The 21,078-nt window shown below is 66.2% G+C and carries 25 protein-coding genes; 16 read left to right on the top strand and 9 right to left on the bottom strand.

The annotated features are described in order from the left end of the window. Positions 1-114: 114 nt before the first annotated feature. The 3 genes from D5S18_RS09655 to D5S18_RS09645 all read right to left on the bottom strand — a co-directional run bounded on the left by D5S18_RS09655 (position 115) and on the right by D5S18_RS09645 (position 4,057). On the bottom strand, positions 115-387 hold the full coding sequence (locus D5S18_RS09655) for a hypothetical protein (RefSeq protein ID WP_120039477.1): 273 nt from the start codon (positions 385-387) through the stop codon (positions 115-117). Between the two features lie 86 nt (positions 388-473). Beyond that, positions 474-3,137, bottom strand: a complete 2,664-nt coding sequence (locus tag D5S18_RS09650; RefSeq protein ID WP_120039476.1) for a hypothetical protein — start codon at positions 3,135-3,137, stop codon at positions 474-476. A 131-nt stretch (positions 3,138-3,268) separates the two neighbouring features. Then, on the bottom strand, positions 3,269-4,057 hold the full coding sequence (locus D5S18_RS09645; protein ID WP_120039475.1) for a hypothetical protein: 789 nt from the start codon (positions 4,055-4,057) through the stop codon (positions 3,269-3,271). Between the two features lie 160 nt (positions 4,058-4,217). On the opposite strand from D5S18_RS09645, the gene hemB reads away from it, so the two are divergent. The 4 genes from hemB to D5S18_RS09625 all read left to right on the top strand — a co-directional run bounded on the left by hemB (position 4,218) and on the right by D5S18_RS09625 (position 6,764). Beyond that, positions 4,218-5,195 (top strand): porphobilinogen synthase, encoded by a 978-nt coding sequence (hemB, locus tag D5S18_RS09640; RefSeq protein WP_120039474.1) that lies wholly within the window; start codon positions 4,218-4,220, stop codon positions 5,193-5,195. A gap of 262 nt (positions 5,196-5,457) precedes the next feature. Further along, entirely contained in the window at positions 5,458-5,958 is a 501-nt protein-coding gene (gene mce1N / locus D5S18_RS09635; RefSeq protein WP_120039473.1) for a transport-regulating membrane protein Mce1N, read from the top strand. Further along, on the top strand, positions 5,958-6,203 hold the full coding sequence (locus D5S18_RS09630) for a hypothetical protein (RefSeq protein WP_120039472.1): 246 nt from the start codon (positions 5,958-5,960) through the stop codon (positions 6,201-6,203). The genes mce1N and D5S18_RS09630 overlap by 1 nt, the downstream gene beginning before the upstream one ends. Before the next feature lie 300 nt (positions 6,204-6,503). Further along, the gene (locus tag D5S18_RS09625; protein ID WP_120039471.1) at positions 6,504-6,764 is read left to right on the top strand and encodes a hypothetical protein; all 261 of its coding nucleotides are present in this window, start codon (positions 6,504-6,506) and stop codon (positions 6,762-6,764) included. A gap of 40 nt (positions 6,765-6,804) precedes the next feature. Here D5S18_RS09625 and D5S18_RS09620 read toward each other — a convergent pair whose 3' ends face one another. Continuing rightward, entirely contained in the window at positions 6,805-7,185 is a 381-nt protein-coding gene (locus D5S18_RS09620) for a hypothetical protein (RefSeq protein ID WP_120040472.1), read from the bottom strand. A gap of 185 nt (positions 7,186-7,370) precedes the next feature. Between D5S18_RS09620 and hemL the strand changes: the two genes are divergently transcribed. The 7 genes from hemL (at position 7,371) to D5S18_RS09585 (ending at position 13,762) form a co-directional block, all read left to right on the top strand. Continuing rightward, entirely contained in the window at positions 7,371-8,687 is a 1,317-nt protein-coding gene (gene hemL, locus D5S18_RS09615) for a glutamate-1-semialdehyde 2,1-aminomutase (RefSeq protein WP_439651098.1), read from the top strand. 101 nt (positions 8,688-8,788) lie between these two features. Further along, positions 8,789-9,466 carry a histidine phosphatase family protein gene (locus D5S18_RS09610; protein ID WP_158607862.1) on the top strand — a complete coding sequence of 226 codons (678 nt, stop codon included), beginning with the start codon at positions 8,789-8,791 and terminating at the stop codon, positions 9,464-9,466. Beyond that, positions 9,463-10,068, top strand: a complete 606-nt coding sequence (locus D5S18_RS09605; RefSeq protein ID WP_120039469.1) for a TlpA disulfide reductase family protein — start codon at positions 9,463-9,465, stop codon at positions 10,066-10,068. Before D5S18_RS09610 ends, D5S18_RS09605 begins: the two co-directional genes overlap by 4 nt. Continuing rightward, a complete protein-coding gene (locus D5S18_RS09600) occupies positions 10,065-10,859 on the top strand; it encodes a cytochrome c biogenesis CcdA family protein (RefSeq protein ID WP_120039468.1) in 795 nt (264 codons plus the stop codon). The genes D5S18_RS09605 and D5S18_RS09600 overlap by 4 nt, the downstream gene beginning before the upstream one ends. Then, positions 10,856-12,487 (top strand): cytochrome c biogenesis protein ResB, encoded by a 1,632-nt coding sequence (resB, locus tag D5S18_RS09595; protein WP_120039467.1) that lies wholly within the window; start codon positions 10,856-10,858, stop codon positions 12,485-12,487. Before D5S18_RS09600 ends, resB begins: the two co-directional genes overlap by 4 nt. Before the next feature lie 2 nt (positions 12,488-12,489). Then, positions 12,490-13,458: a c-type cytochrome biogenesis protein CcsB gene (ccsB, locus tag D5S18_RS09590; RefSeq protein ID WP_120039466.1), complete on the top strand. Its 969-nt coding sequence runs from the start codon at positions 12,490-12,492 to the stop codon at positions 13,456-13,458. 109 nt (positions 13,459-13,567) lie between these two features. Continuing rightward, complete coding sequence (locus D5S18_RS09585; RefSeq protein ID WP_120039465.1) at positions 13,568-13,762, top strand: hypothetical protein; 195 nt, start codon at positions 13,568-13,570, stop codon at positions 13,760-13,762. 16 nt (positions 13,763-13,778) lie between these two features. On the opposite strand, the gene D5S18_RS09580 is transcribed toward D5S18_RS09585, so the two are convergent. The 5 genes from D5S18_RS09580 to D5S18_RS09560 all read right to left on the bottom strand — a co-directional run bounded on the left by D5S18_RS09580 (position 13,779) and on the right by D5S18_RS09560 (position 18,058). After that, entirely contained in the window at positions 13,779-14,543 is a 765-nt protein-coding gene (locus D5S18_RS09580; RefSeq protein WP_147403913.1) for a hypothetical protein, read from the bottom strand. Positions 14,544-14,572: 29 nt separating this feature from the next. After that, complete coding sequence (locus tag D5S18_RS09575) at positions 14,573-16,897, bottom strand: TPR repeat domain-containing protein (RefSeq protein WP_120039463.1); 2,325 nt, start codon at positions 16,895-16,897, stop codon at positions 14,573-14,575. After that, positions 16,894-17,244, bottom strand: coding sequence for a type VII secretion target (locus D5S18_RS09570; protein ID WP_120039462.1), 351 nt, complete (start codon positions 17,242-17,244; stop codon positions 16,894-16,896). The genes D5S18_RS09575 and D5S18_RS09570 overlap by 4 nt, the downstream gene beginning before the upstream one ends. A gap of 291 nt (positions 17,245-17,535) precedes the next feature. Further along, positions 17,536-17,736, bottom strand: coding sequence for a hypothetical protein (locus D5S18_RS09565; RefSeq protein WP_120040468.1), 201 nt, complete (start codon positions 17,734-17,736; stop codon positions 17,536-17,538). A gap of 112 nt (positions 17,737-17,848) precedes the next feature. Continuing rightward, a complete protein-coding gene (locus D5S18_RS09560) occupies positions 17,849-18,058 on the bottom strand; it encodes a BldC family transcriptional regulator (RefSeq protein ID WP_120039461.1) in 210 nt (69 codons plus the stop codon). A gap of 181 nt (positions 18,059-18,239) precedes the next feature. Between D5S18_RS09560 and D5S18_RS09555 the strand changes: the two genes are divergently transcribed. The 5 genes from D5S18_RS09555 (at position 18,240) to D5S18_RS09535 (ending at position 21,074) form a co-directional block, all read left to right on the top strand. Then, on the top strand, positions 18,240-18,575 hold the full coding sequence (locus D5S18_RS09555) for a DUF4229 domain-containing protein (RefSeq protein ID WP_120039460.1): 336 nt from the start codon (positions 18,240-18,242) through the stop codon (positions 18,573-18,575). Beyond that, positions 18,572-19,657, top strand: a complete 1,086-nt coding sequence (gene cds1 / locus D5S18_RS09550; RefSeq protein ID WP_120039459.1) for an L-cysteine desulfhydrase Cds1 — start codon at positions 18,572-18,574, stop codon at positions 19,655-19,657. The genes D5S18_RS09555 and cds1 overlap by 4 nt, the downstream gene beginning before the upstream one ends. Before the next feature lie 133 nt (positions 19,658-19,790). Beyond that, complete coding sequence (locus tag D5S18_RS09545) at positions 19,791-20,012, top strand: helix-turn-helix domain-containing protein (protein ID WP_120039458.1); 222 nt, start codon at positions 19,791-19,793, stop codon at positions 20,010-20,012. After that, a complete protein-coding gene (locus D5S18_RS09540; RefSeq protein WP_120039457.1) occupies positions 20,012-20,608 on the top strand; it encodes a Clp protease N-terminal domain-containing protein in 597 nt (198 codons plus the stop codon). The genes D5S18_RS09545 and D5S18_RS09540 overlap by 1 nt, the downstream gene beginning before the upstream one ends. A 76-nt stretch (positions 20,609-20,684) precedes the next feature. Further along, positions 20,685-21,074, top strand: coding sequence for a phage holin family protein (locus D5S18_RS09535; protein WP_120039456.1), 390 nt, complete (start codon positions 20,685-20,687; stop codon positions 21,072-21,074). Positions 21,075-21,078: the final 4 nt, after the last annotated feature.

Below are 21,078 nucleotides of genomic sequence, written 5' to 3'. Positions count from 1 at the left end.
TTCCTTCGTGGTTACGCTGCGCTGCCTCCTTCGGTCCCGTCGCTCACGCCGCGGTGTCTGATTGCGGCGCTCGCGGGTCCCTCCGTGGTTACCTGCCGTGCTCGGCCGCGGTCCTCAGCGCCTGGTTCGCATCATGTCGCGCACCAGGCGGCAGGTGAGATTGGACGGCGGGCGAATGCCGACCAGATCCGCGGTGCGGCGGATTTTCTCGTTATCGGCCTGGCTGGCCCGATAGGTACCCGAATCCAGTAGGGCGATGGCCAGCCGCATGGCCTTGAGCCGCCGATTGTGGGTGACATACCAGGAGCGTGGACGTCCGGCGGGCAGCGGTCGTTTGAGCAGCGGCGCATAGGGGCCGTCGATGACGACCGGGGCGGGCTTGGGCACGAGATCCTCCCATCGCGAATGTGTTCAACCCCCTCGAACACATCTTCGAGTATATCGCCGGGCACCGACAGATTCCGACGGTCGACTCAATCGCCGCCGCCCCCACCCCCGCCGCCACAGTTGGCACCGCCGCCGCAACTGGATTGGCTCGTGCCGAGATCCCCGACGAACCAACTCGAGGTTTCGCTACCCCCACCTCCGCTACCGCCGCCGCCGGTGCGGCGGGTTGCTTTGCGGGTGCTTCGTTCCTTTTCGAGATACTCCTTCAAGTCGAAGGTCCTGCGGTGGAAGCCGTCGCCGAGCGCCGGATCAAGGGGATCGGGAGTCGGGGCGGCCCGGTAGTTGGCGAGGAATTCGGCGACCCCGACCGGCGCGGGTGGGAGCGGAGTGGTCGGGCGGCGAAACTCCTCGAAGGCTGCCACCGGGGCGGAATCGATTGTGCGGGAAAGATATTCGATCGGGTAGGCCGGTGCGAAGGGCAGGTATTCGACCTCCGCGAGCCAGGAGGTCGGCACGGCGGCGGGAAGTTTGCGCCACCGTCCCGAAACGCAGACTTGGAATAGGGGAGTGCTTCGACCCGCCGATTGCGGTCCGCCGCCGACCGAGACCGCGATATCGTGGCGATCGACGGTCCCGAACATCTCCGCCCGGTGATCGTCGATGACATCGTCGAAAACCGTGTAGTCGCCCTGATTGTCGGTGGAGATTCCCCGTTCGGCGAGCAGGTCGACGGCGCGCATGAGGGTGCGGATTCCCGCCTCGATATCGTCGAGTTCGCGCCGCACGGTGCACACGACACGAACTCGATGTTTTCTAATCTGCCAGTGCCGTCGAATGATTCGCGGGTCAGGCCAGGATTCGGCCACTGCGGGCCACCACCGGATCAGCGCGTCGGTCGCGGCGGCGGACGCCGCCGCGAGGTCGGTTCGATCGAAATCGGCCTTCGTCTGTCCGCCAACGAACAGCGGGCGGCGCGGCACTCGCGATTCGGTGCTGCCCGCGCGCGCCTGTGGCCAGAGCACGCCGGGTGGCAGCGGATCCGGCAGCGTCAGCGGGGAAAGGTGCGGAGCGTGCGCCGAGTCCGGTGGTCTGCGCACCTCCCTCGTCATGGATCGGTTGCGGCGCAGTTCGTCCCGGAACGGCGCGAGCGGGGTGCGCGACTGCGCCGCGACCGATTCGCGACGGAATTCGAGGATTTCGTCCAACGGGAACGGCGAGGGGACTCGGGCGAGGATCTGCCCGATCGGACCGCCCGGCAGCGGCGGCGACTCCCGGCGGGTCCACAGCAGCGCACCGTGCGCGCGGACCGCGGATTGTGTGGCGGTCAGCGGCTTCCCGCTGCGGTAGATACCGGTCAACCCATTGTGTTCACCGGCACGCACCATGGCCAGGTTGACCTGACCGGCCAATGCCTCCTCCGGAGTGTGGGAACGTCGGGGCGGCAGTTGCGCATTCGAGTCCAGTTGCACCAGATAGCACCGGGCGCCGTGGCGCGTTGGTTGGTCCGCGGGCAGTCGCCACGCCCGCCACAGCGCCGCCGTGCCGGGGAGGGCGGCCACGGTCGCCACCACCGCGCTGTCGACCGGATCCAGCAGCATGCGGTGCAATCCGACGTAGTCGGACAGGTCGGTGAGATCGAGCCGCTGCGGCATGCGCCACCATCCGGCGCGAAGCGTCCTCGGTCCGATGGCGGCGAACCGGTGCGCTACCTTTTCGTCTCGTGACGGTTGGGGAATCGCGGTATCGCCCAGCAGATTCCGGGCCGCGAGGGCCGCGCGGAACAGTGCCACGCCGTCGACGAATTCCGGTGGCGGACCCGCGCCGCGCAGGTGGGCCAGGAATTCCGGATCGGGCGCCGCGCCGTGGCGGTCGAGATAGTAGGCCGCCGCCTCGGGCCACACCCAGTATCCGTCGGTGCGCAGGGTCATCGGCACCACGGCGCCGCGATTCGGTTGCTTTATATCCCGTGCGCGACAAGTGGATTCGCGGACGATCGGCGCGGTGCGCAGATAGTGGAGCGGGCCGTCGATATGATCCGGACGCTGCCCGACAGTGACTCGAGGTTCCGGATCGGCGTAGGCGCCGGGAAGGCGCACCGCGATATTCGTCGCCGCCCACAGCAATGCCGCGCCCGCGCGCGCCGCGAGGTGATACAGCGGCAGCGGATCCCGCGACCCATAGACCTCCACCTGCGCCTCCGGCTCGCCCGCACCGTGCAGGCGGGCCGCCGCCTCGGCGGCTATCGCCCAGGGGCGCAGCGGATCTCGCAGCTCGACCAGGTACACCCGCTTCGCCGCACCGTCGACTTCCGTCGCGGAATATCGCCACGTCCGCCACACTCCGACAACGCCCGCGTGCCGCCCGATCGTGTTCAAAAGTGCCGCGTCCACGGAATCCACGGGGGTGTCGGCGAATTCGCGGCTTCCGGACCAGTCGCCGGTCAGATCCAGGGCGGGCAGGTCCCGTCCCGCGATCGGGCGGAAGCGGTACTGCGCCGCCGTCGGCGCCTCCGCCGCGACTCGCGTCCCGGCCGCGCCGCCCGGTGTATCCAGAATCCGTTCCAGCAGAACGTGATCCGCGCGCGCCACCCGCACGCCGAAGCGCTCAGATACCCGGATGACGGCCCGCGCCACCCCGGCGAGATCGTCCAGGGCGAGGCTGTAGCGCAGCTCGGTGAGCAACCCGTCCGGCAATCTGCCTGCGAGCCGCAGCAGCAGTGCGTGCGCGGCGGGCGTCGTGGACGGTGTCATCTGGCTCCTTCGCTCCGGCAAAACCTCCGCACGCATTCTGCCGCCGCGCTCGGCGTGTCGTCACCGCAATTCGCCGATGGAAAATGTTGCGCACCAGTTGGTTTCGAAATTCTACAAACCGGGCGGGATGGTTATTCGGCCGGATACGAAATCGTGTGCCGAATGCCCTGTTCGCGGGCGTAGTCGGCGAGTTGGGTGTCGAAACCGCCGATACCGCGCAGCATCCAGGTGTGGCCGGTGTGCTTGACCACCGCGATCGGGCCGCCGCTCTCGGCAGGCAATCGCGGCGGCGCGCCCTGCTCGTACCAGGACGCGGTGGACCACGGGAAGATATAGGCCCAGCCCACATCGAAGACCTGGTCCGGTGGTCCGAGCTGAAAAGGGTCGTTCGGATCGGCCGGGCTCGCGCCGTGTTGGGTCAACAGATGGCGGGCGCTGTTGCGCGCCACCCGAATATCGAGCGGGCCTACCGTGGGCATCGGGAAGGGGAGGTTCTCGTCCGGCATGCCGAGCAGGCGCAGGCCCGCCTCGCGCGAGACCCGGCAGGGTCTGCTCTCCAGTCTGATGAAGACGGTATGCGCGGTATCGGAGAAGCGCACCCGCACCAGCGCGTCCGCAGTATCGCCCACCAGGTGCTTGCCCCTGGACTGCCGCCACTCGTTCTCGTCGGGTGTCATGCCGAGTTCGTGGAATGCCTTGCGCGCCAAGGGCATCAGGGTCGCCTCGGCCATCTTGCGCGCGATGAATCCCACGCGGAACTCGAGTGCCGCGCCGTCGAGGGCGCGCCAAGACCGCAGCGTGGTGGATGGCGGCGGCAGCCCTCCGGTGAGCAGCGGCCACCACTGGGCCAGTGCGACCGCCGCCCACGATTCGAAGTCGGCGGCGCGTGCCAGCGAGGCGTCGGTCTGCCGATCGATCATGACTGCCCCCGGAGGTTCCGCGTCCGATTTGAAGTATGCGCCCTCGGTGGGGATCGCGCGCCCTGTCGGTGACACACGGCCTGTTCACATTCATTCGAGCCATGCACAGCCGCTCGGGCCGGCCGGTTCGAGGTGTGCGCGGCGGCGTAGGCTCGCGAATATGACCGGAATGGATCGTCCGCGACGGTTGCGCCGCACCCCGGCTCTGCGCCGCCTCGTCGCCGAAACCTCTTTGCAGCCAAGGAATTTGGTCTTGCCCATGTTCGTCGCCGACGGCTTGGACGAACCGCGCGAGATCGCGTCGATGCCCGGTGTGATGCAGCACTCCATGGATTCGCTGCGCAAGGCGGCGGTCGAGGCGGTGACGGCGGGCGTCGGCGGACTCATGCTGTTCGGCGTCCCCCGCCCGGAGGACAAAGACGCCATCGGCAGCCAGAGCAGCGACCCGCACGGCATCCTCAATCGCGGCCTGCGCGCCCTCGCCGACGAGGTGGGCGATGCCACGGTCATCATGGCCGACACCTGCCTCGACGAGTTCACCGATCACGGCCACTGCGGCGTACTGGACGCCCACGGCGCGGTCGACAATGACGCCACCCTGCACCGCTATGTGGAAATGGCGCTGGCCCAAGCGGATTCGGGTGCCGACCTGCTCGGCGCCAGCGGCATGATGGACGGCCAGGTCGGCGCGATCCGCCGGGGTCTGGACGCAATCGGCCGCACCGATACCGGCATCCTGGCCTACACCGCCAAATACGCCTCGGCCTTCTACGGTCCGTTCCGCGAAGCGGCCGGTTCCTCCCTGCAGGGCGATCGCCGCACCTACCAGCAGGACGCCGCCAATCGCCGCGAAGCCCTGCACGAACTCCAACTGGACCTGGCCGAGGGCGCGGATATCGTCATGGTCAAACCCGCCATGTCCTATCTGGATATCCTGCGCGAGGTCGCCGATAATTCGACGGTTCCGGTCGCGGCCTATCAGATCTCCGGCGAGTACTCGATGATTACCGCCGCCGCCGAACGCGGCTGGATCGATCGGCGCGCGGCCATTCTGGAATCACTGCTCGGCATCCGACGGGCGGGCGCGGATTTCGTGCTCACCTATTGGGCGACGGAGGCCGCGCACTGGGTGGCCTGAGCCGCAGGTATGGTGAGGGTTGTCACAGTGGACGGATTTACCGGTGGTGGGTGGTCAGCCGGATGATCGGAGGCTTCAATGCGCGTGGTCATTCCACAGCCGCACAGCGTGCGACGGGAATTGGTCGTACTGAGTCTGCTGATCGTATTCGGCCTGCTCACCATTGCCGTGCTACTGCTGCCGAGTTTGTCGCGCTGAGGTATTCACCGTGGCGCCGAGTCGCGAGGCCCGGCGCGGAGCGCAACAGTGACCGGGTCGCCCGGTGAGTGCTGAGTCGGTGCTGTTCGCCGAGCCCGGCGCGCGCTGGCGCAGCGTCGCCTACGGGCCGCTGCTGTGTCTGCTCGTTCTGGTCATCGAGGTGGCGACCGGCACCGATATCCACTGGTTCGCCCTTGCCTTCTGTGCCGTCCTGCTGGCGGGATTCGTTGTTTTGCAGGTCATCGCCGGGCGCAGACATGTCAGCGTCGCCCTCACCGATGACGCGCTGCGCTCGGGCGCCGAGACCCTGCCGCTGCGCACCATCGCGGAGGTGCTGCCCGAACGCGATGAGCACGCCAGGGATGATGAGGAGTGGGAGTCGGCGCGCGCACTCGGTGAACTCACCGGGGTGCCGCGCAGACGCAAGGGCATCGGGCTGCGCTTGGTCGACGGTGCGCTGGTGCAGGCGTGGGCCAAGGATCATCGCGGTCTGCGCGACGCACTCGGCACCGCCCTGGCGCGGGTGCCCGCTCCCGACGGCGAGTCGAGCGGAGAACGGAGTTGATGGTGCGGAAGTGGTCGGTGGTCCTGGTCGATGCGGTGGTAGCGGCGATCTGCCTGGTTGTCGCGGTTGTCAGTTGGCGCGCGGGCACCCACTCCACCGTCTTCGCCGCCGCCGGTGATATCCCGGCCTACACCTCCACCCGCTACGCGCCACCGTGGTTGCTGCTGGCCGGGTTGCTGGTCGTGGTCGCGGGTATCGCCGCGATCGATGGGATGGCGCGCGGTATCCGAACCATTCGGGCTTGACGGCGGAACCAGCGGGTCCGCCGCGCGATTGCTCGGATTTCGCCGCGGTGGATTAGCACGCTGTCGATTGCTGCCCCGAGCACCGGGATTCGGTGGCGCCGAGAAGGATCGCCGAATCGATAGATGGATTTCCGGTGCGGTGGATCCGAATTGTGACCAGCGGCCCCCTACCGCCGCGACCCCGCCCACGGGTAGCGTGCACGTGTTCGCGGCGCATTGGCGAACATTCGGAATATCCGTGCGGCCGTTAAGATTTCGACCGCTCACGGATTCAAGAAAAGCAAACGAAGGGTAGACCTGGTGAAGTCGTTGTTCGGTCGGATCGGTGCGGGTGTCGCGGTAATGATCGCGCTCGGCGTGGGAGCGGGCGCGGGTGGCGCGAGTGCGAATCCCGGAGCCCCTGAGCCGGTTCAGGTGTCGACGGCGCAGCCGAATTCGACGGCGGAGCAGGCGCGGCCGATCCTGGATTTCGTGCCGGAGACCGGTTCGGCGGGCCCCTACAACTCCTTCATGTGCATGTTGCACAGGATCCTGCCCGCCGCACCCTGCATGTACACGTAAAACCCTGCGGCGTCGACGGATTCGTCAAGCGGGGATCCGTTCAGCGCCAGTTCTGATAGAAGTCCAGGATGCGCCCGTCGCGGGAACCGGGCGCATTCAGGAAGACGGTGACCGAGCCGTCCGGATGAGCGGCCGCCTCCAGGAAGATCTGTCGCAGCGAGGCGTGCACCCCGCCGCTGTCGTCGCGGTAGATCTGGGTGTCGGGCTCGAGTCCCGCGCCCATCCGGTTCACCGGGACGACCATGGCTACCAGCGCGGGCAGCGGACCGTCGGCGAGACCGGCGGTCTCCGCGTGATTCAGGCGCAACCCGATCCGATCCGGCTGGCCGACGGGTTCGGCCGCCGCCGCGATACCCGATCCGGCGGTGAGCGCCGTCAACGCCGCGCCGATGATCGCGACAGTTCCGAGAATGATCCGCATTAGACCCTCCCACATCCCAGCGCCCTGTTTACGCTGGGCAACCTTACGCATCGGCGCTCGCGCGATGATCGAAATCGCGCACAATCCGGTTCGGCGTGTTGCGGCGTGGGTCACTCCACTACACCCTGTCGTCGACTCCGATTCGGCGGGCTGACAGACTGGATCGCGTGAGTTCTTCTCCGCGCGTGACCAGGTCGTCGGTACCGGTTTCGGCCCAACTTTTCGATCGGGCGAGTTCGGTGATCCCCGGTGGGGTCAACTCCCCGGTGCGCGCCTTCCGATCCGTCGGCGGCACACCGCGATTCATTGCTTCCGCACATGGCTGCACGCTGGTCGACGCCGACGGCAACGACTATGTGGACCTGGTGTCGTCCTGGGGTCCGATGATTCTGGGGCACGCGCATCCGGCTGTGGTCGAGGCCGTCCAGCGGGCCGCGGCGGGCGGGTTGTCCTTCGGCGCGCCGACCGAGGCCGAGATCGACCTGGCCGAGGCCATCGCCGCGCGGGTCGCGCCGGTGCAGCGGGTGCGGCTGGTCAACTCCGGCACCGAGGCCACCATGAGCGCGGTGCGGTTGGCCCGCGGTTACACCGGTCGCGGCAAGGTCATCAAATTCGCGGGGTGCTACCACGGTCACGTGGACGCGCTGCTGGCCGACGCGGGATCGGGTGTGGCGACGCTGGGTCTGCCCACCTCGCCGGGCGTCACCGGCGCGCAGGCGGCCGACACCATCGTGCTGCCCTACAACGATCTGGATGCCGTCGCCGCCGCTTTCGCCGAGTATCCCGGGCAGATCGCCTGCGTGATCACCGAGGCGGCCGCAGGCAATATGGGCGTTGTCGCGCCGCTGCCCGGATTCAACGCGGGTCTGCGCGAGCTCACCGCCGCGCACGGCGCGCTGCTCATCATGGACGAGGTGATGACGGGCTTCCGGGTCAGCGCCGCGGGCTGGTTCGGCGTGGAGGGTGTCGCGGGCGATCTGTACACCTTCGGCAAGGTGATGAGCGGCGGACTGCCCGCCGCGGCCTTCGGCGGACGGGCCGAGATCATGAATCAACTGGCTCCGCTCGGACCGGTCTACCAGGCGGGCACCCTTTCGGGTAACCCGGTCGCGGTCGCGGCCGGACTGGCGACTCTGCGCGCCGCCGACGCCGAGGTGTACGCGGCCTTGGATCGCAATGCGCGCCGGTTGGGTGCTCTGTTCACCGAGGCGTTGAGCGCCGCCGGGGTCGAGCATCAGGTGCAGTTCGCGGGCAATATGGTGAGCGTGTTCTTCGCCGACCGTCCGGTGACCGACTACGCGGGCGCCAAAGCCAGTCAGACCTGGCGCTATCCGGACTTCTTCCACGCGCTGCTGGATGCGGGTGTGTACGGTCCGCCCAGCGCGTACGAGGCGTGGTTCGTCTCCGCGGCGCTCGACGAGAACGCGTTCGACCGAATTGCCGCCGCCATGCCCGCCGCCGCGCAAGCGGCCGCGGCCGCCACCCCCGAAGGATCCGCGTGAGTTCCGAGCACGACACCGAGACCGGGCCATCGGCCGGATCGGAGACCGAGAAGCCGATCGGCACAGACGCTTCCGAATCCGCCGAGCCCGCCACGCGGGCTGTGTCCGGTAGGCCCGCTGCGCGGGCTGTATCCGGTGCGCCTGCCGCCCAGGTGGAAACGATCGTGCACGTGCTGCGCCACGGTGAGGTGCACAATCCGAAAGGCATCCTCTACGGTCGCCTGCCCGGATTCAGTCTCTCGGTGACGGGCCGCGCCCAAGCCGCCGCCGTGGGGCGCGCGCTGGCCGATCACGATATCGCGCTGGTGATCGCCTCGCCGCTGCAGCGCGCACAGGAGACGGCCGAGCCGATCGCCGGGCCGCACGGCCTGTCCATCCGCACCGACGAGAACCTCATCGAGGCGGGCAATACCTTCGAGGGTCTGCGGGTCTCGGTCGGCGACGGCGCGCTGCGCAAGCCGCGGCACTGGTGGAAGCTGCGCGACCCGTTCACCCCGTCCTGGGGCGAGCCGTATCTGCAGATCGCGCACCGCATGTTGGCAGCGGTCAACAAGGCGCGGGTGGAGGCCGCCGGACATGAGGCGGTGCTGGTCTCGCATCAGTTGCCGGTGTGGACGCTGCGCCGCTTCCTGCAGGGACAGCGGCTCTGGCACGATCCGCGTCACCGGCAGTGCTCGCTTGCTTCGCTGACTTCGCTTGTCTACCAAGGCGATACGCTCGTCGATATCGTCTATTCCGAACCCGCGGGCGGCTCGGATCCCTCGGTGCACGGCGCATGAGCCGCGCCACCGCCCTGATCCGCGTCGCATCCGCCTGCGCGGCGCTGGCCGTCGCGCTGACCGGGTGCACGTCCGGACAGGACGCGGTGGCCAATGGCGGCACCTTCGAATTCGTCTCTCCCGGAGGCAAAACCGAGATCCGCTACGATCCGCCGTCCAGTCGCGGCACCATCGGATCGCTGTCGGGACCCGATCTGATGACGGCGGGAAAGACCATCTCCGTCGATGATTTCCGCGACCAGGTGGTGGTGCTCAACCTGTGGGGTCAGTGGTGCGGTCCGTGCCGAGGCGAGGCCCCCGCGCTGGAACAGGTCTACACCGCGACCAAGGATCGCGGTGTCGCCTTCCTCGGTATCAATGTCCGCGACTACCAGCAGGACAAGGCGCAGGACTTCGTCGTCAGCAATCACGTCGGCTACCCCTCCCTCTATGACCCGGCCATGCGGAGCCTGCTCGCCCTCGGCGGCAACTTCCCGACCAGCGTCATCCCCACCACCCTGATCCTCGATCGGCAGCATCGAGTGGCCGCGGTGTACCTGCGTCCGCTGCTGGCGCAGGATCTGCAACCGGTGGTGGAGCAGTTGGCGGGTGAGGGCCGATGAGCGTCGGCGACACCTTCCAGCAGACGGCGGCCACCGGGCCGCTGCTGCTCGCGCTCGGCGCCTGCCTGCTGGCGGGGCTGGTGTCCTTCGCCTCGCCGTGCGTGGTGCCGTTGGTGCCCGGATATCTGTCCTATTTGGCCGGGTTGGTCGGTGCGGAAGCTCCGCCCGCCAGTGTCACCCAGGTGAACGGCGAACGGGGTCGCGGCAGGGCGCGGGTGGCTGGTGCGGCCGGACTGTTCGTCACCGGATTCACCGTGGTGTTCGTGCTGGCCACCGCCACGGTATTCGGTGTCATCCAAACCCTGAACGTCAATCGTGAACTGCTGCAACGCGTCGGCGGCGTGGTCACCATCGTGATGGGGTTGGTGTTCATCGGGTTGATTCCGGCATTGCAGCGCGACACCAGGATGGAGCCGCGCCGACTCACCAGCATCGCGGGCGCGCCGCTGCTCGGCGCGGTCTTCGCCCTGGGCTGGACGCCATGCCTCGGGCCGACGCTGTCCGGTGTGCTCGCCGTCTCGGCGGGGACACAGGGGACCACGGCGGTGCGCGGCGTCGCGCTGATCGTCGCCTACTGTCTCGGCCTCGGACTTCCGTTCATCGTGCTCGCCTTCGGGTCGGCCAGCGCATTGCGCGGGGTCGGCTGGTTGCGTCGGCATTCGCGCACCATTCAGGTCATCGGCGGGTTGCTGCTCGTCGCCGTGGGTATCGCGCTGGTCACCGGCGCGTGGGATCAGTTCGTCGGATGGGTGCGCGATGGGTTCATCTCCGAGGTGACCTTGCCGATATGACCGTGCTCGACCAACCCGACATTCGTCCGCCGATGCCGCGGCAATCGCCGCTGGGCAGACTCCTCGCCCTGTTGCGCAATACCTGGCGCGGACTCACCAGCATGCGAACCGCGCTGGTTCTGCTGTTCCTGCTCGCGCTCGGTGCGATTCCCGGCGCGCTGCTGCCCCAGCGCAGTCTCAACCCGCAGAAGGTGGCCCAATACCTGGCCGACCGGCCCACGCTCGGGCCGTGGATGGACCGGCTGCAACTGTTCGACGTCTTCGGCAGTTTCTGGTTCACCGCCATCTACGCGCTGCTGTTCATCTCGCTCGTCGGCTGCGTGGTGCCGCGCATCTACGACCACTATCGGGCGCTGCGCACGCCGCCGGTCCGGGTGCCGCGCAACCTCGCTCGACTGCCGCACCATCATCGCGTCGAGGTTGCGCTCGCGCCCGAGGACGTCATCGCGCAGGCGCGCTCGCGGCTGCGCGGCTGGCGGGTCGCGGTGCGACCGGGCGATCGGGACGGCGAGGTCACGCTGTCGGCGGAGAAGGGCTACCTGCGCGAATTAGGGAATCTGGTATTCCACGTCTCGCTGCTGGGGGTGCTGGTCACCTTCGCCCTCGGCAAGCTGTTCGGCTACGAGGGCAATGTCATCGTCATCGCCGATGACGGACCGGGCTTCTGCACCACCTCGCCCGCGGTGTTCGACTCGTTCAAAGCGGGCAATGTGAACGACGGGACGGGGATGACCCCGCTCTGCGTGCGCGTCAAGGATTTCAAGGCCGACTACCTGGATTCCGGTCAGGCCGAGATGTTCACCTCCAATATCGCCTACCAGGCCGGAAACGATCTGCGCGACAACCACTGGCGCGATACCACCATCCAGGTGAACCATCCGCTGCGCGTCGCGGGGGACCGGCTCTACCTGCAGGGGCATGGTTTCGCGCCTACCTTCACCGTCACCTTCCCCAATGGGCAGACTCGCACCGAGACCATGCAGTGGCGGCCCGATGACGCGCGGACCTTCCTGTCCAGCGGCGCGCTGCGCATCGACCCGCCCGGCGGTATGTATCCGACCGAACAGGAGCGGCGCAAGAATCAGATCGCCATCGAGGGTCTGTTCGCGCCGAAGGCATTCATGCACGGCAGTTTGCTCACCTCCGCCTTCCCGCGCATGGACGATCCGGCCGTCGCCGTCGACATCTATCGGGGCGACACCGGCCTGGACACCGGGAAACCGCAATCGATCTTCGGGCTCGATCAGGAGATGGTCCGCCAAGGCCGGTTGACCAAGGAGGCCAGGGTGAACCTGCGGCCCGGTGAGTCGGCCACCCTGCCCAATGGCACGAAGGTGACCTTCGATGGTGCGAAAGAATATGTGAATCTGCAGGTCTCGCACGATCCCGCACAGCAGTGGGTGCTGGTCAGCGCCATTGCCATGCTGGGCGGGCTGCTGGTCTCGCTGGTCGTGCGGCGGCGCCGGATCTGGTTGCGCGCCACCCCGGCGGGTACCGTTGACCAACGACATAGTGTAGTAGAAATGGGTGGGCTGGCCAGGAGCGACCAGGCGGGCTGGGGCAGCGAATTCGATCGCCTCCGAGACCGACTGCTCGACACCACGCCGGCGCCGACCACGGGAGAATAACCATGCCGATCGACGAAACCTTGGCCCGCTACAGCGATTTCGCGTTCAAAACCGCGATCGTGGTGTACGCGCTCGTGCTGGTGCTGCTGATCGTGCAGTACGCCGCCGCGCAAACCAAGAAGGTCGTCGAACGCGAACTCGTCGGCGCGGGCGGCCCGACACCCGATCCGGCCCTGCCGGGGCGGGTCGACACACCGCTGCCGACGCCGCTCGGCGAACGCTACGGCAATATGGGTTTCTCGGTGCTGCACGTGGCGGTGCTGCTGCATATCGCGGCGATCGTGTTGCGCGGCTTCGCGACCCACCGCTTCCCGCTCGGCAACATGTACGAATTCGTCACCATGGCCACCGGCGCCGCCATGGTCATGGGCCTGATCTTCCTGCGTGATCGCCGGTACCGGTCCATGTTCGTCTTCCTGCTGCTGCCGGTGCTGCTGCTGATGTTCCTCGCGGGCACCGTGCTCTACGCCGACGCCGCCCCCGTGGTGCCCGCCCTCAAGTCGTACTGGCTGCCCGTGCACGTCACCATCGTCAGCGTCGGCAGCGGCATCTTCCTCTTCTCCGGCGTGTGCAGCCTGCTGTTCCTCTACCGGCTGCACCAACCCGACGGCGCGGAATCCGCCAACCCCCTCGGCCGCGTCGCCCGCCGCCTCCCCGATGCCCAAACCCTGGACCGCCTCGCCTACAAAACCACCATCATCGGCTTCCCCCTATTCAGCGCGGGCATCATCCTCGGCGCGATCTGGGCCGAAGCGGCCTGGGGCCGCCCCTGGGGCTGGGACCCCAAAGAAACCTGCTCCTTCATCGCCTGGGTCCTCTACGCCGCCTACCTCCACGCCCGCGCCACCTCCGGTTGGCGCGACACCAAAGCGGCATGGATCAACGTGGCCGGCTTCGTAGCCATGCTCTTCAACTTGTTCATCATCAACATCGTGGTGAGCGGTCTGCACTCGTACGCGGGGCTGAACTAGAGGTCTTCCAACGGCGCTTTCCGAACTATTCCGGCATAGGAGATATCGGAGTCGGGCGACGTCGGTACGCAGTGAGCGTGCCGCGGGACATCGGAATTACACTGTGACCATGAGTGCCGCTCATGACGAACTGCTCCGACTCGCCGAGGCGCTGCCCGACGATCAGGTACCGGCCGCCACGGCGCTGCTGCGTCAGTTGGTCAGCAAGTCTGGTCGGCGCACATTCCGGAGCGAGGGCATCGTTTCCCATCGCGATCTCCCGCAGCGCGCGTCCTTTTCCAGCCCTGGGTCAGCCTCGAATTAGGTAGGAAAGTCTACGGTTATCCGCTGGCCGAGGGGCCGATCCATTCGGGGTACTGCTCAACGATAGGGTGGACTGGTGGCTGGTAGCCGGGCGGTGCGGTGAGGAAATTGTAGTTCGGTGACCTGATGAAGTCAGGGAACTGTTGCTGCCACCAGTCCGTGCATCCGGCAGGGATTGAGTCGCGTGTATGGAACTTGATCCGGGCGACAGTCCAGGTGCCGAAAACATTCCATGTCGGAACCCGGTGGCCGCGCGGATCCCGTTTCGTCGGATCAATATCCGGAATTCCGGCTACGCCCGGCGTCGGCGCGTAATTGGACAGGTGAATCTGCACGGCGTCGTTCAACACCTGAGTCGAAGCGGGACGTGTACTGGCTACCGCCGATATGCCGTAGCTGCACACACTGGCCGTAATCTGTGTATCACTCGCCGCGTAGTCGGTGATGTGGTTGTAGAAGGTACCCGGTTTGGGTATCACCGGGTCGACGGGGTTGGACCAGGCCAGCTTTTCCGATTTGTCCTCGTCATGCCACGACACCGGCGCACCCACTGCCCGGTTGTAGCCCGGATACGACTTGTCTACACCAGCGAATTGCGTGAGGTACCCGGCCTCGCTCGTGGCGCGGACTAGTTCCGCGCCGCGTGAGAAGAGGTCAATACCGGTGTCGGCGGACCACACTTCGGTGTAGGCGATATTCGCCACAGTTTTGGGTTTCGTATCCGCCGGAGCAGTGGTGTTCGACGAGCAGCCACAGATGAGGGTCAACGTGAGGGCAGTCATGGAAGTAGTAAGACCGTAGCGTCCAGTCTTCATTTGGGCCTGGCGGCCGTGCGGGTAACGTCGTCGTACGCATTGCGGAAGATTTGAGGATTCATAACCATATTCATCATCTCGTCGACATCATTGCTCATGTTTTGCCGCGTATTACTTCCATCGCCCTGAAGTTGATCCCATGGCTTGAGTTTCCCGTTGTCGAAAAGATCGTAGAAATGCGCTTGCACTTCGGGAGGAATGGCGGTCCGGGCCAGCACCTCGTAGTTGCGTTGCGAGAAATTCGGTGGGGCGAGCTTCGCGCCGTCCGCGTCCGAGGGAGCCGAGCCGATGATGGCGGATTTGAACACATCGCCACCGCCGTCGATGATGCTCTTGGTGGCCTCGGTGAAGGGGGTAAGCGCTGGGTTCACCAAGCTGGTTGCTGTGGCACTGAACTGGACCCCGGACTTCAATGCATCGTAGACGTGGGATTTGCGATCGTAGGCTTCCTTGGCGATATCGTGCTGTGCGTCGTTGGACGCCTGGATGCCGTCTTGCAGCCCGCGATCCATGAGTCCGTTGATCCGCCCCGCCGTCGCCAGGGCGCCCTCGGCGCCACGGCGATGGGGATCGCGGGCATAGTCGTTCTCGTTCTGCAGTATTCGATCCATCGCAGCACCCGTGAACTGCTCACTGGCCGCTTTATCGGTATTCATCAGAGCAAAAACGCGCTCCGCACCCCGATATGTTCGGTTGCCGTCCGGGTCGATCCAGCTCTTGTTGTCGTCGGTGTGCGTTCGGAATCCGGGCAGCTCCCGCTTCGGTTCGTCAACAAGCGAGTCGATGTACGGCGACATGCTTCGAGACACAGTCCGCACCAGGTCCGGATTCTTCTCTCCGACCGAGTGGTGGTCCCCGGTGTCGGCGAACTTCTTCCACTGGTCGTCGGTGGCGGCGTATTCGGCGACCTTGCTCATGATGTGCCCGGTGCGGGTGGCCGTCGCGACGTCGACCTTGTTGTTCGGATCCGTCACGTCGGCGTCACCATCGTTGAATTTGAACAGGGTGGACGCGGCCGCTCCATGATCCGACCAGGTGTGCGTCAGCACCTCGGTCACGAAGTCTTTACCGTGCGCCTTGTCGACGACGGCAGTTTCGACAGCAAACTTGTCTTGGCCCGCGGCCTGGAAGATCGGCTCGGTGACGCGCCCGTCCTTGGGCGAGTAACCATCCGCGCTGAAGAACTCGAAGTCCCGGTTCGGGTTCCGCTCATGTTTGACCTGGGCGTCCAAGTACTGGCGACCGACATCCATCAGGTGGTTGTCCAGGGTGCTGCCCTGCTTGTAGCGATCATCGCCCGCCGCCACGATGCCGGCGATCGCTTGGTTGTCGGCGACGCCATTGAGCTTGATCGACTTGTTTCCCGATCGGTAGTCGATGCCCTCGGTGACCAGATCTTTGCGGGTAAGGGAATCCTTGACCTTGGCAGGCAACCTGTCGAAGCCACCTTTGCCTGCCGGGCCACCGTCGACTCGATCATTGGAAACGAGTTGGAGGCTATTGGCCAGTGCCTGACGGCCTTCCGGCGGCAGCTTGTCCATGATTTGCTGAATTTCCTTGGGGCTCTTGCCGTCCAGGGAATGGGCCACCTCGGTCATGTACTCCATGCTCGACGCGGTCACGTGTACCGCGTCGCCCGCCTGCAGGGTGCGGATCTGATCCGGCGACAACGTGCCCGCGTCGATAAGTCGTTGCAGCTCATAGGGGCTCATTGTTCCGTTGACGAGATCGCGACCATCCGACCTGGCCTGGTCCGGCCCCAGCGCCGCGGCGCTCGTGAATGCCGCGGGTAGAGCTTCCGCTTTCGCGTCGAGCTGTTGGCGCAGATTATCGTCGGCCGTTTTCGCGGTCTCGGCGGCATGGTGGAGATCCGCCGCGAGTTGCCGGATCTCCTGCTTGGTTGCCTCCGGCAACTCGGCGAAGGTCTTGCCGTTGATCATCATCGATTCGACCAGGACGCTGTAGAAATAGACGTCTTGTTTCCCGGATGGTTCGCAATTGTGCGCCGCCAACCCATCCAATGCCGCCTTCGCTCGCTGCAGCGGCGCCTCGATGGTGTACCAATTGTCGTTGAGCAGCTTCGCCAGTTCGCGCACGTCTTCTGTCATGGTTCCGACGTGCTTCTTGTCGTCCTGCGCGGTTTGCTGTGCGGTCTGAGCGGTGTTGCCCTCCCAGTATCCGCCGTCGCCGGTGCGGACCAGTGCGTCGGCGTACTTCTTGAACACCTCGTCGAGGTTGTCTGCCAGGTTGTTCCATTCGGCCGCGACCTCGACCAGGTCGTGCGGGCGCCAACTGCGGATTTGATCGGGGGTCAGGCTCATTTCGCGGCCTCCGCGGTCCACGAGCCGGAATCGTCGCGGAAGGTGGTCGCCAGCTGATCACGGAATCGCTCGTCCTGACCTCGATAGGACTTCGCGGCGTGCGACATCGCCTCGGAGATGCCCGCGAGGCGTGCCTTCGCGCCCGGAATCAATGCCTCGTGCAGCAGGGATTTCGTGAGTGTGATCGCTGCCTCGTGGGAGGTCATGACTCCGCCGGGCTTACCCGCACCGAACGCCGCCACGGCGCCCTTCGCGCATTTGATCTCGCCGGCCTCGCGGGCGAGGTCTCGCACGGTATCGCTCAGTCGATTCAACTCGTCCAGATCGACCTTGAGGCTATCGGCCATCTTCCCCCCTCGCGCACCCAACTATCGGAGGCCCGATGTCCCCCGCCCGACATACTAGCCGCTGAGAGAATGTTGGTTGATGCGATGCTGTGATGGCATGTCGCTCATGGTATTTGGGGTGGACCAATGATGCCGTGTCCGGATGGGTGGGTGTGGATGATGGAATGCGTTGTTGCGCATCCGGACTGTGCAGCAGCCGTTCGCCGCCGGCTCGTCGAAAAGGGTTGTGGCGAGTATGAACCGGGGCAATCGAATTCGACCGGGTGACCGGTAAAGGGCGCTGGACGGGGGTCAGCGATCGGTGGGACCGTCTCCGTCGCGATGTTGGCGGGAGATGCGCCAGAGGAATTCGGGGTCGTCGTCGGGGCCGAGGACCTTGTTGCGGGGTGAGCGGGTGTGTTGGGCGGGTCCGGCGGCTTTCTCGGGGCCGAACGCCTTCCAGCACAGCACCGCGACTGTCACTACCGCGATGAGTGCCAACAGGTACGTCACGTCGCTCACCTCCTGCTATCGAGGGTAGTCGCGTGGGTGCCGTCGGCGTAGCGCGGAGAGGAAATCCGGGGCGCGCGGGAAGCGCGGGCCGGGTGGACCCGCGCCCGCGATCTCAGTGCGCGGTGGCCTCGGTGGTGAGCGATTTGAGCAGTTGCAGCACCTCGGACTCCCGGAAGCGGCGATGTCCGCCCGGTGTGCGCAACGACCCCAGACGCCCGGCATGCGCCCAGCGGGTGACGGTCTTGGGATCGACGTGGAACATGGCAGCCACTTGGCCCGGTGTCAGCAGGGTGTCCTGGCCGCCGACGGTGATCGCAGTCATAGCTAACCTCTCCGTTTCGACAGTTCCCTCATCAGTGGCGTCATCGTTGCACTGAAACCCCTAGGTACTCGAACCACCTACTGTTGGTAAAGGGGAAGTAATAGACAAAACGGATACGGAACGGCCCTTGTGGCGCGGTCTGCGCCGGGGTCCGGCAAAGTCGTCGCATAGGCTGATCAGCGTGAGTGACGCAACTCCACCGCAAGGTGTTCCCGGACCGCAGGGCGCGGGCAAGCGGCTGGCGCGCAATCTCGCGCTCTACACGCTGGCCCGGCTCGGACTCGTCGCCGTGCTCGCGGTGGTGATCTGGCTGCTGGCCAGGGCCGTGCAGGTCGATATCCCAATGATCGTGGCCATTCTGTTCGCGTTGATCATCGCGTTGCCGCTGTCGTTGACGCTGTTCAAGCGGTTGCGGGCGCGGGTGAATGAGGACATCGCGCAGGTGGACGAGAAGCGTCGCCGCGACAAGGCCCAATTGCGGGCGAGGTTGCGCGGTGAAACGGGTCCGGACGCATGAGGTTCTGTGATCACAGCACCCCGCGCGACTGGGTGGACAACGCGGTTCGTCTGATCGACGCCGACACGCAGCGCAGCGCGGATACGCATTTGATTCGCTATCCGCTGCCGCTGCAATGGAATGTCCAGCTGTATCTGAAGGACGAGTCCACCCATATCACCGGCAGTCTCAAGCATCGGCTGGCCCGTTCGCTGTTCCTGTATGCCCTGTGCAATGGCTGGATTACCGAGGGCACCACGGTGGTCGAGGCGTCGTCGGGGTCGACCGCGGTGAGCGAGGCGTATTTCGCCAAGTTGCTCGGTTTGGATTTCGTGGCGGTGATGCCCGCCAGCACGTCACCGCAGAAGATCGCGCTGATCGAGGCGCAGGGCGGTCGCTGTCATTTCGTGGGGCGTCCGCCGGATATGTACACCGAGGCCGCGCGGCTGGCTCGCGAATGCGGCGGCCACTATATGGATCAGTTCACCCATGCCGAGCGGGCAACCGACTGGCGCGGCAATAACAACATCGCCGAGTCCATCTTTCAGCAAATGGTGCTGGAGCCCAATCCGGTGCCGGAGTGGATTGTGGTCGGCGCAGGCACCGGCGGTACGAGCGCGACCATCGGCCGCTATATCCGCTATCGCAGGCATACGACGAGGTTGGCGGTGGTGGATCCGGAGAATTCGGCGTTCTACGGCGGCTACGAGACGGCCGACGCCGGATATCAGACCGGGATGCCCTCGCGGATCGAGGGGATCGGCAGGCCGAGGGTGGAGCCGTCGTTCGTCGGTCAGGTGGTGGATCGGATGATCGAGGTTCCCGACGCCGCCTCGTTGGCGACGATGCGTCATGCCAGTGCGGTGCTCGGCCGTCGGGTGGGTGGGTCGACGGGCACGAATCTGTGGGGCGTGTTCGCGTTGGTCGGCGAGATGTTGGCCGAGGGACGCGCGGGCAGTGTGGTAACGCTGCTCTGCGATGGGGGCGACCGCTACGCGGACACATATTTCAGCGACGAGTGGGTGCGTGAGCGGGATCTGCACCTGGGTGAGCCGACGGCGGTGCTGGAGAAGTTCTTCGCCACGGGTTCCTGGTCCGGCTGATCGGGCCGATTGTTCGGGCCGCACGCCCCGTCCTCCGGAGTGATCCGAGGGCGGGGCGTGTTTCGTTTCGCCCTCGGCGAAGATGCGTCAATTTTCGTTGACACCGCCGCGATCGTCAATTTAAATTGACGATATGACAGAGGCAACCACACTGGCGGCGGCCGCGGGCAGCCCCGATCCACGGGTCGGGCTGCGGGCGGTCCTCGCACTGCGTCGGCTGCTCGAGCGCCTGGAGGCCATCCAGGTCGGCAACGCCCGTGCCCAGGGCTGGTCCTGGCAGGCGATCGCGGACGCGCTCGAGGTCAGCAAGCAGGCGGTACATCAGAAGCACAACAGGAGAGGCGGGGACCGCTGATGTTCGAGCGATTCAGTCGGACGGCGCGCACATCGATCGTCATCGCGCAGGAGGAGACGCGGGCGCTGCGTTCCCCGCGCATCGAGGTGGAGCATGTGCTGCTCGGCCTGCTCGCCGAGGGGGATCCGGAATTGCTGGCGCTGCTCGAGCAGGCCGGTATCACCCATGACGGCGTAGTAGCGGCGTTGCAGCCAACGGTCGGCGCCGACAATGCGGCCGCACCGCTGGGCGCGGAGGACGCCGAGGCGCTGCGGTCCATCGGGATAGATCTGGATGCGGTGCGCGAGAGTCTGGAGGCAACCTTCGGCGCGGACGCGCTGGACCGGCCGATCCCGGCCGAGCGGGGGCGGCGCGGTCCCTTCGGTTTCACGCCCGCCAAGTACGGGCACATCCCCTTCTCCCGTGAGGCGAAGAAGGTGGTGGAACTGTCGCTGCGCGAGGCGCTGGCCCGCAAGGACGGCGCGATCGAATCGGCGCATCTGCTGCTCGGCATTCTGCGCGCCCCGAACGCGACCACCGAGCGGCTGCTCGGCGGTGCGGAGTCGATCGCGGTGTTGCGCACCAGGGTGCACGCGCTGCTCGACGACGCGGCTTGAGGGGTAGGCAGCGAGTATCGCCAGCGGTTGCGATTCAACCCCCTACGGCGGTCTCGCTGCCTTTAGCATTGGCCCCATGACGCTTGTGCTTCGGCTGATCATCAATGGGGTCGCCATCTGGCTCGCGGCCGCGTGGGTTCACAAGATCGAGATCCTGAGCCCGGTCGATCGCGGCACCGGCGTGAAAATCCTGGTGGTCCTGGGCATCGCGCTCGTGTTCACCATTGTCAACGCGCTGGTGAAGCCGATAGTGCGAATACTGTCGCTCCCGCTGGTGGTGGTCAGCCTGGGGCTGTTCCTGCTGGTGATCAACGCGCTGATGCTGCTGCTGACCGCCAAGATCACCGAGGCGGTCAGCAACGAATACGGTTTGCGGGTAGAGGGTTTCTGGACCGCGATCATCGGGGCCGTGATCATCTCGGTGGTGAACTGGGTGCTGGAGTTGCTGATCCCCGATCGGCGCTGAGCCG

The sequence above is a fragment of the Nocardia panacis genome, assembly GCF_003598715.1.
Lineage (GTDB): Bacteria > Actinomycetota > Actinomycetes > Mycobacteriales > Mycobacteriaceae > Nocardia > Nocardia panacis.
This window is presented reverse-complemented; position numbering and strand designations above follow the sequence as displayed.